Annotated in this window: 13 protein-coding genes; 5 read left to right on the forward strand and 8 right to left on the reverse strand. The window is 73.2% G+C overall.

What is annotated here, in order from left to right; genetic code table 11:
* Positions 1–3: 3 nt before the first annotated feature.
* Positions 4–747, reverse strand: a complete 744-nt coding sequence (locus JK361_RS42355) for a zinc ribbon domain-containing protein (RefSeq protein WP_201815974.1) — start codon at positions 745–747, stop codon at positions 4–6.
* 16 nt (positions 748–763) lie between these two features.
* Positions 764–1,600, reverse strand: a complete 837-nt coding sequence (locus JK361_RS08605; protein ID WP_201815118.1) for a Nif3-like dinuclear metal center hexameric protein — start codon at positions 1,598–1,600, stop codon at positions 764–766.
* A gap of 187 nt (positions 1,601–1,787) precedes the next feature.
* Here JK361_RS08605 and JK361_RS08610 point away from each other — a divergent pair, with 187 nt between their 5' ends.
* Both JK361_RS08610 and JK361_RS08615 read left to right on the forward strand, forming a co-directional pair.
* The gene (locus tag JK361_RS08610) at positions 1,788–3,002 is read left to right on the forward strand and encodes a hypothetical protein (protein ID WP_201815119.1); all 1,215 of its coding nucleotides are present in this window, start codon (positions 1,788–1,790) and stop codon (positions 3,000–3,002) included.
* A gap of 96 nt (positions 3,003–3,098) precedes the next feature.
* Positions 3,099–3,257: a hypothetical protein gene (locus JK361_RS08615; protein ID WP_201815120.1), complete on the forward strand. Its 159-nt coding sequence runs from the start codon at positions 3,099–3,101 to the stop codon at positions 3,255–3,257.
* Positions 3,258–3,351: 94 nt separating this feature from the next.
* On the opposite strand, the gene JK361_RS08620 is transcribed toward JK361_RS08615, so the two are convergent.
* The 3 genes from JK361_RS08620 to chsH3 form a co-directional block, all read right to left on the reverse strand.
* Entirely contained in the window at positions 3,352–4,290 is a 939-nt protein-coding gene (locus JK361_RS08620; protein WP_201815121.1) for a 3-oxoacyl-ACP reductase, read from the reverse strand.
* A gap of 19 nt (positions 4,291–4,309) precedes the next feature.
* Positions 4,310–5,386 (reverse strand): Zn-dependent alcohol dehydrogenase, encoded by a 1,077-nt coding sequence (locus JK361_RS08625; protein WP_201815122.1) that lies wholly within the window; start codon positions 5,384–5,386, stop codon positions 4,310–4,312.
* 86 nt (positions 5,387–5,472) lie between these two features.
* On the reverse strand, positions 5,473–6,330 hold the full coding sequence (gene chsH3, locus JK361_RS08630; RefSeq protein ID WP_201815123.1) for an enoyl-CoA hydratase ChsH3: 858 nt from the start codon (positions 6,328–6,330) through the stop codon (positions 5,473–5,475).
* A 306-nt stretch (positions 6,331–6,636) separates the two neighbouring features.
* On the opposite strand from chsH3, the gene JK361_RS08635 reads away from it, so the two are divergent.
* The gene (locus JK361_RS08635; protein WP_201815124.1) at positions 6,637–8,085 is read left to right on the forward strand and encodes a sensor histidine kinase; all 1,449 of its coding nucleotides are present in this window, start codon (positions 6,637–6,639) and stop codon (positions 8,083–8,085) included.
* 92 nt (positions 8,086–8,177) lie between these two features.
* Positions 8,178–8,819: a response regulator transcription factor gene (locus tag JK361_RS08640; protein WP_201815125.1), complete on the forward strand. Its 642-nt coding sequence runs from the start codon at positions 8,178–8,180 to the stop codon at positions 8,817–8,819.
* 22 nt (positions 8,820–8,841) lie between these two features.
* On the opposite strand, the gene JK361_RS08645 is transcribed toward JK361_RS08640, so the two are convergent.
* From JK361_RS08645 to JK361_RS08655, 3 genes are all read right to left on the reverse strand, one after another.
* On the reverse strand, positions 8,842–9,639 hold the full coding sequence (locus JK361_RS08645; RefSeq protein WP_236052705.1) for a hypothetical protein: 798 nt from the start codon (positions 9,637–9,639) through the stop codon (positions 8,842–8,844).
* A gap of 26 nt (positions 9,640–9,665) precedes the next feature.
* Positions 9,666–10,205: a SigE family RNA polymerase sigma factor gene (locus JK361_RS08650; protein WP_201815127.1), complete on the reverse strand. Its 540-nt coding sequence runs from the start codon at positions 10,203–10,205 to the stop codon at positions 9,666–9,668.
* A gap of 91 nt (positions 10,206–10,296) precedes the next feature.
* Positions 10,297–11,484: a thiolase C-terminal domain-containing protein gene (locus tag JK361_RS08655; protein ID WP_201815128.1), complete on the reverse strand. Its 1,188-nt coding sequence runs from the start codon at positions 11,482–11,484 to the stop codon at positions 10,297–10,299.
* A 166-nt stretch (positions 11,485–11,650) separates the two neighbouring features.
* Between JK361_RS08655 and JK361_RS08660 the strand changes: the two genes are divergently transcribed.
* The gene (locus JK361_RS08660) at positions 11,651–13,396 is read left to right on the forward strand and encodes an MFS transporter (RefSeq protein WP_201815129.1); all 1,746 of its coding nucleotides are present in this window, start codon (positions 11,651–11,653) and stop codon (positions 13,394–13,396) included.
* Positions 13,397–13,464 lie beyond the last annotated feature (68 nt).

A 13,464-nucleotide genomic window follows, 5' to 3' on the forward strand; every position in this document is an offset into this window, starting at 1 on the left:
CCCTTACAGACCCGATTCCGCCGTACGCACCAGGATGCGGCCGCAGTTCTCACAGCGGACCACCGTGTCCGGCGCCGCCGAGCGGATCTCGCTCGTCTCGGTGATGGCCAGCTCCTGCCGGCAGCCCTGGCAGGTGCGGGCGTAGAGCTTGGCCGCTCCGATGCCGCCCTGCTGCGTACGCAGCTTGTCGTAGAGCTTCAGGAGGTCCGCGGGGACGGAGGCGGCGACGACCTCGCGCTCCTTCGTCACCGACGCGGCCTCGGCGTCGATCTCCCCGAAGGCCGCGTCCCGGCGCCCGGTGGCGTCGTCGATCTTCGACTGCACCGAGCCGACCCGCTCGGTCAGCTCGTTGACCCGCTCCTGCGCGCTCTCGCGGCGCTCCATGACCTCCAGCACCACGTCCTCCAGGTCGCCCTGCCGCTTGGCGAGGGAGGCGATCTCGTGCTGGAGGTTGGACAGGTCCTTCGGCGAGGTGACCGCGCCGGAGTCCAGGCGCTGCTGGTCGCGGACGGCGCGCTGGCGCACCTGGTCGACGTCCTGCTCGGCCTTGGTCTGCTCGCGGGCGCAGTCGCTCTCCTCGGTCTGCGCGGCCACCAGCAGGTCGCGCAGCTGCGTGAGGTCCTTCGTCAGCGACTCGATCTCGGCGTGCTCGGGCAGGGACTTCCGCTTGTGCGCGAGCTGCTGGAGGCGGACGTCGAGGGCCTGGACGTCGAGGAGACGGATCTGGTCGGCGGGCGCGGCGTTCAGTTGGGGGCTCCCAGGTTCAGCTAGAGGTGGTGGACGCCGCGTGGGCGGTCCAGGGGTCGGTGACCGTCTTGGAGACGTGGACGCGCAGGTCCCAGCCGTGACGGTCGGAGATCTCGTCGAGCTGGCTCGCGGCCAGCTCGCACCAGGGCCACTCGGTGGCCCAGTGCGCCGCGTCGAGCAGCGCGAGGGGGCTGTGGGCCACCGCCTCGGAGGCGGGGTGGTGGCGCAGGTCCGCGGTGAGGAAGGCGTCGACGCCGGCCGCGCGGACCTGGTCGAAGAGGCTGTCGCCGGAGCCGCCGCTGACGGCGACCGTACGGACGACGGCCTCGGGGTCGCCGGCCACCCGGATGCCCTGCGCGGTGGCGGGCAGCCGCTCGGCGGCGCGGGCGGCCAGTTCGCGGACGGTGAGCGGATGGTCGAGTTCGCAGACGCGGCCGAGGCCCCGGCACCCGTGCGGGTCGGTGGGATCCGGCACGAGCGGTCGTACGACCCGCAGGTCCAGCGCGCCGGCGAGGGCGTCGGAGACTCCCGGATCGGCGGTGTCGGCGTTGGTGTGGGCGACGTGCAGCGCGATGTCGTTCTTGATCAGCGTGTGCACGACCCGGCCCTTGAAGTGCGTGGCCGCGACCGTGGTCGTACCGCGCAGGTAGAGCGGGTGGTGGGTGACGAGCAGATCGGCGCCGAGCTTCACCGCCTCGTCGACGATCTCCTGGACGGGGTCGACGGCGAACAGGACCCGGGTGATCTCCTGGTCGGGATCGCCCACGACCGTGCCGACCGCGTCCCAGGACTCGGCCCGCTCGGCGGGCCACAGGTTCTCCAGAGCGGCGATGACTTCAGACAGACGGGGCACGGAGCAAGGCTACCTGGCTGTTCGGCGGGGCTGTACCGCATGCGTCCGCTTCGCCCCCGCTCAGCACACACGCCCCGGTTTCCTCAGGTGAATCGCTTCTGCGCCACCCGTATGTGTGAAGCGGCCGTCGGCGGATCCCACGCCTGTGCGTACGAAAACTAGCTTCGTCGCCGGAGGTGACCGAACGATGACGGCCTGTGCGATCGAACCCCCGTCGACCGGTGCGGTGGAGGGCGGGGCGGGGTGCGCCATCACGGCGGACGGCGCGTACGCCGCCCGGCTCGCGCTGGACGGTGACTCCTGGTTCCCGGAGCGCTGGACCCTGGACGGACCGGAGCCGTACGCGGTGCCGCTGCGCGGCGACCAGCCCGAGGAGCCCGGCACCGGACTCCAGCCGATGGGCGACGGCCGGGTGCTGATCCACCGGCGGGTGGCCGGCCGGCACGTCTTCTCGCTGCTGTACCCGACCGGGCCCGGCACCGGTGAGCTGCCGCTGGGCGCGGTGGAGTGCCCCGAGCCCGGCACCCGGCTCGTCCTCCTGCCGCCGGCGCCCGGGGGCGTGCGGGCGTACGCCCTCGCCGTCGGACCGCGATCCGGTGCGGTGTGGCTGGTGGCGGGCGGGGCGTTCGGCCCGCAGCGGCTCGCCGAGGTGCCGGGGCGCTGCTCGGGCGGGGTCTGGCTGGACCGCGGCGGACGGCTGCTCGCGCTCGACCGGGAGCTGGACGGGCGCACCAAGACGGTCGTGGTGGACCTGGAGCGCGGCGGCGAGGTCTCGCCGCTGCTTCAGATCACGGAGGGCAGCGACGACCGGCTGCTGCTCGCCGACCCCGACAGCGGACTGCTGCTGATCTCGTCCGACGCGCCCTCCCCCGGGCAGGAACGGTTGGGCTGGGGGGTGCTCGGCAGCACCCTGCCGGTGCGGTTCCCGGAGTGCCTGCGGCTGCCGGAGTGCGCGGTGGCGCCGTTCGCGATCCAGCCGGGGCAGGTGCTGACGCCGGAGCAGTGCGCGGTGGGGCTGCGCATGGACGGGGCGTTCGGCACCTGGGTGGGCACCTGGCGGCCGGCCGAGCGGCGGGTGCGGCACCTCCCGGCGCCCGAGGGGTGGCTGGCGGGGGCCGGGCTGTGGACGGAGGGCGGGGTGCTGCGGTTGCCGTACGCGACGGAGGCGACCCCGTGCGGTGTGGCGGACCTGGCGGCGTCGCGGACCGGGGCGCCGGAGCCGGGCCGGCCGGCGGCGGAAGCGGTCCGGCCGGCGGCGGAAGCGGTCCGGCCGGCGGCGGAAGCGGTCCGGCCGGCGGCGGAAGCAGAGCTTCCGGTGGTGGATTCGGAGCCTCCGGTGCCGGTCGTGAACCGTCCGGTGCCCTTGCAACAGGCCCCTCTGGGACGTCTTGTAACGAAGTAGTGCCGGTCGGCGTGTGCGCCTGGATTCGGCCCGTGGTGCGCCGGTTACACTCGCCCGGCTGTACGAAAGATCATGTTGACGGGGTGAAAACGTCCGATGAGCGACACCAGCACCACTGAACAGCTGTCTGCCGACTCTTACGAGACCGCCGGCCACGGCCGGCACCGGGGCCCGATCGCGGCCCAGGAGAGCGAGACGGCTCCGCACGGCCGGCACCGCAAGCCGGCCCAGGAGACGGCCGAGGCTGCCGCCTGACGGCAGTGCGGAAGAGGGGGCGCCCGACGGGCGCCCCCCTTTTTTGCCTGTCGGCTCTCTTCTCCGCCTGCCGGCTGTTCTCCGTGCCGGTGGTTCACGCCCGCCTGAGTCCCAGCACCTCCGCCGCCGCGAAGGTCTCCCCCGGCGGCCGGCCGTCGTAGTGCGGGGTGAGCAGGGCGTCGAGTTCGTCGTACGTGAAGGTGTCCTGCTTGCTGTCGAACGTGGCGCGCACGCGCGGCCGTTCGACGATCGCGACCATGCCGCCGTGGACGACGAGCAGCTGGCCGTTGACCTTCGCCGCGGCCGGCGAAGCCAGATAGCCGACGAGCGGGGCGACATGCTCGGGGGCGAGCGGGTCCAGCCCCTCGTCCGGCCGCTCGAAGCCCGCGAAGACGTCCTCGGTCATCCGGGTCCGGGCGCGCGGGCAGATGGCGTTGGCGGTGACACCGTACTTGGCGAGGGCGAGGGCGGTGGAGGTGGTCAGGCCGACGATCCCGCCTTTCGCCGCCGCGTAGTTGGGCTGGCCCGCGGACCCGGCCAGGAACGCCTCCGAGGAGGTGTTCACGATCCGCCCGTACACCGCCGCCCCGGCCGCCTTGGACCGTTCCCGCCAGTGCGCCGCGGCGAAGCGGGTGGTGTTGAAGTGCCCCTTGAGATGGACGCGGATGACCGAGTCCCACTCGTCCTCCGCCATGGAGAACACCATGCGGTCGCGCAGGATGCCGGCGTTGTTGACGAGGATGTCCAGCTTTCCGAACTCGGTGACGGCCAGCCGGACCAGTTCACCGGCCCGCGCGAAGTCGGCGATGTCCCCGGAGTGCGCGAGGGCCTTGCCGCCGGCCGCGCGGATCTCCTCCGCGACCAGCTCGGCGGGCCCCGCGGACGCGGCACCGGAGCCGTCCCGCCCGGGCTGCCCGTAGTCGTTGACGACGACGGCCGCGCCGAGCCGGGCCAGCTCCATGGCCTCGGCCCGGCCGAGCCCGCGTCCGGCGCCGGTGACGACCGCGGAGAGTCCCTCGAGTGGCAGTGTCATGACGGGGTCCTCCGCTCGCTCAGATCTCGATGCAGGTACGCAGGGCGGTCCCGGTGCGCATCTGGTCCAGCGCCTCGTTGATCTCCGCGAGCGGCACCCGGTGGGTGATCAGGCCGGCCAGGTCGATCCGGCCGGCCCGCCACAGGGCGATCGCGCGCTCGTAGGAGCGCAGCACGTCGCCGCCGCCGTACAGGGACGGCAGGATCCGCTTCTCGTCGAAGAACAGCTCGAACATGTTGAGCTGGAGGAAGTCGTCCATGGCGCCGGCGCCGACCACGACCAGGGTGCCGCCGCGCCGGGTGTTCTCGTAGGCGGTGCGTGCGGTGGCGGACCTGCCGACGACCTCGAAGACGTAGTCGAAGCCCTCGCCGCCGGTGACCTCCTGCCTGGCGCCGGCCAGTTCCTCCGGGGACACCGCCCTGGTGGCGCCGAACTGCAGCGCGGCCTCGCGCCGGGAGGCGACCGGGTCCACGGCCACGATCTCGGCGGCGCCCTTCAGCCGGGCCCCTTGGACGGCCGAGATGCCGACGCCCCCGCAGCCGATGACGGCGACCGACGAACCGGCCGCCACATCGGCGGTGTTGAGGGCGGCACCGAGGCCGGTGGTCACCCCGCAGCCGATCAGCGCGGCGATGTCGTAGGGCACGTCCTGAGGGATCGGCACGGCGCAGCCGGCGTCGACCACGACCTCCTCGGCGAAGGTGCCGGTGCCCGCGAAGCCGAAGAGGTCGCCGCCGGGGCGGCGGAAGTTGGGGGTGCCCGCGTTCATGAAACCGGCCAGACAGAGCTGGGTCTGCCCGCGTTTGCAGGCCGGGCAGCTCCCGCAGGCCGGCAGCCAGCACAGGACGACCCGGTCGCCGGGCTTCAGGTGCCGTACTCCGTCCCCCGCCTCCAGGACCTCGCCGGCTCCCTCGTGGCCGGGCACGAAGGGGGCCGGCTGGGGCAGCACCCCGCTCATCGCGGACAGGTCCGAGTGGCACAGCCCGGTCGCGCGCACCCGGACCCTGACCTTGCCGGGGCCGAAGCCCACCGCCTCGACGTCGTCGAGGACCTCCAGCTTTTCCTGGCCGATCTCGTGCAGTACGGCTGCGCGCATGGTGCGGCTCCCCTCGGAGACTGTTTCCGGCTGCTGTCAGGAGTGCTGGGCGACGGTGTCGGCGAGCACCGGAGCGTCGTCGGCCGTCAGGAGTGCTGGACGACGGTGTCGGCGAGCACCGGTGCGTCGTCCCGGTCCACGGCGCCCACCGTGACCCGCACCCGGCCGTCCTCCCGCCACATGCGGATGCGCAGGGTCTCGCCCGGGAACACGACCCCGGCGAACCGGGTGCTGTAGCCGCGCACCCGGGTCGCGTCGCCGTCGAGGAGCGTGTCGACGACCGCCTTGAGCGTGATGCCGTAGGTGCACAGCCCGTGCAGGATGGGCCGTTCGAAGCCGGCGCGCTTGGCGAAGTCGGGGTCGGCGTGCAGCGGGTTCCAGTCGCCGGAGAGGCGGTAGAGCAGGGCCTGGTCCTCGCGGACCGGGTGCTCGACGGTCCGGTCGGGGTCGCCGGCGGGCGGTTCCCGGCGGACCGAGGGGCCGCGGTCGCCGCCCCAGCCGCCCTCCCCGCGTACGAAGATCTGGGCGTCGTTGGTCCACAGCGGGCCGTCGGCGTCGGCGACCTCGGTGCGCATGACCAGGACGGCCGCCTTGCCCTTGTCGTGGACGGCGGCGATCCGGCCGGTGGCGGTGGCGGTGCCCCGCGCCGGGATCGGGCGGTGGATGCCGAGGGTCTGCCCGCCGTGCAGGACGCGGGCCAGGTCGACCTCGACACCCGGCATGGACAGCCCGCTGATCACTCCCGGCGAGCCGTTGCCCGCGACGGTGGCGAAGCTCGGCAGGACGTGCAGCCGGGACTCCAGGGTGTAGCGCAGCTCGTCGGGGTCGGTGGCGGGCCGGCCGGCGCCGATGCCGAGGTGGTAGAGCAGCACGTCCTTGTGGTCCCAGGTGATCTCGCCGGTCCGGGGTTCGGCCGCGAGGGCCTTCGCTGCGTCGATGGGCATGGGACTCCTGAGACAGTGACGGTGAAAGACCCCGGCGCGGACGTCCGCACCGTCGGCCGCACCGGGGTCGCTGCGGGCCGATCTAGAACGCGTTCCAGTCCGGCGCCCTCTGTATAGCCCAGCACTCCGCAGTTGTGAAGGCTCCTGACACTGCGTCAGCACTCGGCGGCACCCGTGACATTTGTACTGCCCGAGTCCGTACATACGCATCTGCCGGAGCGCGGTCCGGCTCCGTAGGGTCGGTCCGTACGCTGTGCCGGCGTACCGCCGAGGGCGGGGGCCGGCTGATCGGGGGAGACGGAAGAGATGACGTGGCGGCGGAACGTGCGGCGCCGGGTGCGGACCTGGCAGTCGGCGCGGAGCGAGTGGAAGGCGGCGCGGGACGAGTGGAAGGCGGAGTACGAGCGTTCCAAGGCCGCGCGGCGGGCCGCCGGTAAGAAGCGCGAGTTCCCGGACACCGACCATCCGGGTCCGCCCCCGACCGGCTTCGCCCTGCTGCCCTGGCTGCTGCTGGGACTGGGAGCCTTCTCCAACCTGCTCCAGGGCGAGACCCCGAACCCGTGGATCGGCGGCCTGGGCCTTCCGACCTTCAACTCCCTCTACATCTACGTCACCTTCCGCTCCTTCGACCGGGTCAAGCGCGAGTCGGTGTCCACCCGGGTGGCGCTCGGCCTGATGGGCCTGCTGACCACCGGCCTGGCCCTCGGCTACGGCGGTGACTGGCTGACGTTCTTCCCGCTGCTGGGGCTGGCGACCGGCGCCGCCCTGCGCGGCCGGGGGCTGGGACGCACGGGTCTGCTCCTCGCGCTGTACGCCGGTGCCATCGCCTACGTCCGTGGCGGCTGGGACGACGCCACCGGCATCGGGTACGCCACCTTCCTCTCCAGCATGGTGACCGCCGCGATCCTCGGGCTGTCCGAGGCCGTGCGGGAACTGCGCGCCGCCCGTGAGGAGCTGGCCCGGCGCGCGGTGGAGAAGGAGCGGCTGCGGTTCTCCCGCGATCTGCACGACCTGCTCGGGCACACGCTGTCGGTGATCGTGGTGAAGTCGGAGGCGGCCCGGCGGCTGGCCCCGCGGAACATGGACGCGGCGCTGGCGCAGATCACGGACATCGAGTCGGTGGGCCGGCAGGCGCTCACCGAGATCCGCGAGGCGGTGACCGGCTACCGCGAGGGCAGCCTGGCCACCGAGCTGACCCGGGCCCGGTCGGCGCTGTCCGCGGCGAGCGTGGAGCCGGTGTTCAGCCAGTCCGGGACGCCGCTCGACCCGCAGACCGAGGCGCTGCTCGGCTGGGTGGTGCGCGAGGCGGTCACCAACGTGGTGCGGCACAGCCGCGCGAGCCGCTGCGAGATCGCGGTGGAGAGCACGGCCGAGCGGGTCCGGCTGACGGTGACGGACAACGGCACGGGGCCGGCCACGAACACCGGCGCCGACACGAGCACCGGCACCGGTACGGGCACCGATACGGGCACCGGCACCGGCATCGATACGGACACCGGTACGGGCACCGGCACCGATACGGGCGCCCGCACCGACCCGGGCACGGGCGTGAGCGCCGCGGCGGGCGCCCGTGAGGGCATCGGCGGTACGGGACTGAAGGGGCTGACCGAGCGCCTCGCGGCGGCGGGCGGCTCCCTCACGGCCGGCCCGGCGCCGCGCGGCGGCTTCACGGTCACCGCCGACCTTCCCGTCCGTGCCGACGAGTTGACCCCGGCAGCGGCTGCGGTCCCCAGGGCGGGCCGACCGGCCGGCTGACGTCGTCCGCCCAGGACGTGCCGCTGGTGAAGGCCGAAGCGGTGCGGTGCCTGCGGGGCGCCGCCGCGGGGGCGCCGCCGTAATCTGAGCCCATGAACGAGATGCCCCGGGACCACCGGCCCGCCAAGTGCATCCGGGTGCTGCTCGCCGAGGACCAGGGCATGATGCGCGGCGCCCTCGCCCTGCTGCTCGGCATGGAGAGGGACATCGAGGTCGTGGCCCAGCTGGGTTCGGGGGACGGCATCGTGGACGCCGTGCTCGTCCACCGGCCGGACGTGGCCCTGCTGGACATCGAACTTCCGGGCATGAGCGGGCTGGACGCGGCGGCCGAGCTGCGTGTGCGGGCACCCGACTGCCGGGTGCTGATCCTCACGACCTTCGGCCGGCCCGGTTATCTGCGCCGGGCCATGGAGGCCGGCGCGGCGGGCTTCCTCGTCAAGGACGGGCCCGTGGAGGAGCTGGCCGAGGCGATCCGGCGCGTGCTGACCGGGGAGACCGTGGTCGATCCGGCGCTGGCCGCCGCCGCGCTCAGTGCCGGGCCGAATCCGCTGACGGCCCGCGAGCGCGAGGTGCTGAACGCCTCGGTCGAGGGGGCGACCGTCGCCGACATCGCCGGCCGGCTGCGGCTGTCCGAGTCCACCGTCCGCAACTACCTCTCCTCCGCGATCGGCAAGACCGGCACCCGCAACCGGGCCGAGGCGGTGCGCGAGGCCCGGCAGCAGGGGTGGCTGTGAGCGGCGCCTCCCCCGCGACGGGTCACTTCGTCACCTCGGCGTCCTTGTAGGTCGCGCCCTCGGGGCCGACGCACACGAACCAGTTCCCTCCCGGGTAGCCGGCCACCGGACGGATCAGTGAGGTGCCGTCATGGGCGGCGGGCGCGGGGCCCGCCGGCCGGGCGACCGTGGAACTGCCGTCCTTCCACCGGCAGGTGACCTCCCGGGCGCTCTTCGCCACATGGCCGACCACCAGCCGCTCGGGAGCCGTGGGGCTGACCTCCTCGAAGCTGACGGCGACGGCCTGGAGATCGGTGCCCGAGAAACGGTCGATCCTCCTGGCGGTGTCGTCCATGACCATCAGGGGAAGGTCGTCGTCGCCGTACGACCGCATCGAGAAGTACGACGTCTTGCCGACCAGGTCGGCGGCCTTGTCCACCTCCGGCCGCAGACCCATCCGTCTCATGGCCGCGAACTGGAGGTCCGCCTCCCGCGTGTCCCGCGGCGCCCCCCACACCTGCACCCAGACCCTCCACTCCTTGCCGTGCTCGGCTCCCCGCGACAGCTCCGTCTGCTGCGGGTCGTACACATGCCGTGCCTCGGCGGACAGCGGCCTGGGCGCGGTCGGCGTCACCCGGTCCGCGTGTTCTCCGGGCAGCCCGGCGAACGCCAGCGTCACACCCGTCGAGCCCGCCAGCGCCAGGGCCGTGGCCGCCGCGACCGCCCAGCGCCGCGCCTTGCGCCGCCGGCCGCCGCGGACGACCGCCTGGACCGGGGCTATGCCGATCTCGACCTCGTCCGCCGCGTCGGCGAGCAGGAGGGCGATGTCCGTCTGCGTCATGTCGTGGTTCTCCCGGTCCCCGTTCATCACTTGCGCCCTCCGTGCGTCACCGTCTCCGCCAGTCCCGGTATGGCGCGCAGCTTCGCGATCCCCTTGGCCGCGTTGCTCTTCACCGTGCCGACCGAACAGCCCATCGCCTCCGCCGTCTGCGTCTCCGTCAGGTCCTCCCAGTAGCGCAGGACGACGGCCTCGCGCTGCCGGGCGGGCAGTTGGGCGAGCGCCGTGAGCAGCGCGCCGCGGTCGTCGGCCTGGGCGATCCGGTCCCCCGTGTCGGCCACCTCGCGCACCAGGCCGGAGTCGTCCTTCGGCGCCAGGAACTCCCTGAGCCTGCGCCGGTGTCTGCGCGCGTGGGCGTTGATCATCACGCGCCGTACGTACGCCTCCGGGTCTTCGGCGGCGCCGACCCGGCGCCAGGCCACATAGACCTGTTCGAGCGTCGACTGGACCAGGTCCTCGGCGGCGTGCTGCTCCCCCGTGAGGAGAAATGCCGTACGCATCAACCGCGGCCAGCGGCCGACCATGAAGCTCTGGAACTCCTCGTTCCGACTCTGCTTCCCGTCCCCCATGGGCACCTCCTTGATGTCAAAAGGAGTCCATGGGCCGCCCGGACCGTTGCCTCGGCCGGCAGAACTCGGGAATCTTTTTCCCGGAGCGCCTCTACACCGCCCGCAGCAGCGTCACCACCGCCGCGCCGCCCAGCCCGATGTTGTGTGCGAGGCCCACCCGCGCCCCCGGCACCTGCCGTGCGCCCACCTCGCCGCGCAGCTGCCACACCAGCTCGGCCGTCTGCGCCAGTCCGGTCGCGCCCAGCGGATGGCCCTTGGAGATCAGACCGCCGGACGGGTTGACCACCCACCGGCCGCCGTACGTCGTCGCGCCGGACTCGGCGAGGGCGCCCGACTCCCCCGGCGCGCACAGGCCGAGGGCCTCGTACGTGAGCAGTTCGTTGACGGAGAAGCAGTCGTGCAGCTCGATCACGTCGACGTCCTCGATGCCGAGTCCGGCCCGCTCGTACGCCTGCCGGGCCGCCGCCCGGGACAGCGGCTGTCCGACGACGTCGACGCAGGAGCCGGAGGCGAAGGACTCCTCGGTGTCCGTGGCCATGGCCTGTCCGGCCAGCTCGGCCAGGCCGGTCAGGGACCGCTCCTGCGCGAACCGTTCCGAGACGACCACGGCCGCCGCCGCGCCGTCCGAGGTGGGCGAGCACTGGAGCTTGGTGAGCGGGGGGTGCACCGTGCGCGCGGCGAGGACGTCCTCGACCTCGTACACGTCCCGGAACTGGGCGTAGGGGTTGTGCGCGGAGTGCCGGTGGTTCTTGGCGGCGACCGCGGCGAGCTGCTCCTCGGTCGTGCCGTACTCCTCCATGTGCTCGCGGGCGGCGGCGGCGAAGATCTGCGCGGTCGGCGGGGCCGCCGCGAAGCCGTGCCGGGCGGCCATGATGCCGTAGTGCCGGGCGACCGGGGACGCGGCGAAGTCACCGCCGTCGGCCCCCGCGCCGAGCGCCCCCTTCCTCATCCTCTCGAAGCCCAGCGCCAGCACGCAGTCGCAGGCGCCGCCCTCGACGAGCTGGCGGGCCAGCATGAGCGCGGTCGCGCCGGTCGCGCAGTTGTTGTTGACGTTGTAGACGGGGACGCCGGTCAGGCCGAGTTCGTAGACGGCGCGCTGGCCGGCGGTGGAGGGCTGGAAGCAGTAGCCGATGGGAACCTGTTCCACGTCGGTGTAGGCGATGCCGGCGTCCGCGAGCGCCGCGTCGCCCGCCTCCCGCACCATGTCCCAGTACTGCCATTCACGGGTCTCGGGCTTCTCGAACCTGGTCATCCCGACCCCGGCGACATAGGCCTTCATGGCGCGCCAGACTAGAACGTGTTCTACCGTCGCGCCAGCTCCTGACGGAACATCAGTAAGTCATGGATGGGTCAAGAAATCATTAGAGGCTCGAAGCAACGGAATAGTTGCCTGTGCATACGAGGTTTACCCGGCACCCAAGACACGCGGAAGGCGGCCTCACTCCATGACAGACACGACGACCGAGCAGCCCACCCGGAGAGCGGGTGGCGCGGTGGTGCCGGTGCTCGCCTTCGCCGGCATCGTCGTCGCGGTGATGCAGACGCTGCTCGTACCGGTCATCAAGGACCTGCCGCAGCTGCTGGGCACCGCGCCGAGCAACGCCACCTGGGTCCTCACCTCGACCCTGCTGTCCGGCGCCGTGGCCACCCCGATCATGGGCCGGCTCGGCGACCTGTACGGGAAGCGGCGGATGCTCGTCCTGAGCCTCGCCGTGATGGTGGCCGGCGCCCTCGTCAGCGCGCTCACCAGCGCGTTGCTCACCATGATCGTGGGCCGCACCCTCCAGGGCTTCTCCATGGGCGCGATCCCGCTGGGCATCGGCCTGATGCGGGACATGCTGCCGCGCGAGCGGCTCGGCTCGGCCATGGCCCTGATGAGCTCCTCCATCGGCGTCGGCGGCGGCCTCGCCCTGCCCGCCGCGGCCCTGGTCGCCCAGCACGCGGACTGGCACGCCCTGTTCTACGGCGCCGCCGGCCTCGGCGCGCTGGCCATCCTCCTCACCCTGCTCGTCGTACCCGAGTCGCCGATGCGCGCCGAGGGCTCCTTCGACGTGCTCGGCGCGCTGGGCCTGTCCACCGGCCTGGTGCTGCTCCTGCTGCCCATCACCAAGGGCAGCGACTGGGGCTGGTCCTCCGGCACCACGCTCGGCCTGTTCGCCGCGTCCGTCGTCGTACTCCTGCTGTGGGGCCTGTTCGAGCTGCGCGTCCAGGCGCCCCTGGTCGACCTGCGCACCACCGCCCGGCCGGCCGTCCTCTTCACCAACCTCGCGTCGATCATGGTCGGCGTGGCGTTCTACGTCGTCTCGCTGGTCCTGCCCCAGCTGCTCCAGCTGCCCACCGCGACCGGGTACGGCCTCGGCCAGTCGATGGTCGTCGCGGGCCTGTGCGTCGCCCCGCTGGGCCTGACCATGATGTTCACGGCGCCGGTGTACGCCCGCCTGTCGGCCCGCTACGGCCCCAAGGTCACCCTGATCATCGGCCTGCTGATCATCGCGGTCGGCTACGGCGGCGGCCTCGGCCTGATGGACGCGGCCTGGCAGACGATCGTCACGTCCGTGATCCTCGGCGCCGGCATCGGCCTCGCCTACTCCTCGCTGCCCGCGCTGATCGTCGGCGCGGTCCCGGCCTCGGAGACCGGCGCGGCCAACGGCCTGAACACCCTGATGCGCTCCATCGGCACGTCGGTGTCGAGCGCCGTCATCGGCATGGTGCTGGCCAACACGGCGGACGACGTGGGCGGCGTCACGATCCCGACCATGCACGGCTTCCGGGTGTCCTTCCTGATCGCCACCGCCGCCGTGGCCGTCGGTCTGCTGCTGGCCGTCTTCCTGCCGAAGGCCCCGCGCCCGGCCCAGCAGCACACGCAGCTGCGGGCCAGCAGCGAGGAGGACGCGGTGCTGGAGCGGGCCGAGGAGATGCTGCGCGGTTTCCGCGGCCGGGTCCTCGGCGCCGACGGCGCCCCCGTCGCCCGGGCCAAGGTCACCCTGATCGACCGCCGGGGACGGCAGGCGGGCGCGACCGTCTCCGCCGAGGACGGCACGTATGCGCTGGCCGTCCCGGCGCGGGGGGCGTACGTGCTCGCCGCGCGGGCCGCCGGCCACGGGCCGCTGGCCTCGTCCGCCACGCACCACGGCGAGGAGCGGGCGGTGGACCTGGATCTGTCGCTGCCCGGCGAGGCGGTGACCGCGTAACACCTGCCGGGAATCCGCGCGCCGGTGCCGTCTCACCGCCCCGTCGCGGCCGGCCTCACCCGCGTGGC

Origin of the sequence: Streptomyces musisoli (genome assembly GCF_016741855.1) — a bacterium.
Lineage (GTDB): Bacteria > Actinomycetota > Actinomycetes > Streptomycetales > Streptomycetaceae > Streptomyces > Streptomyces musisoli.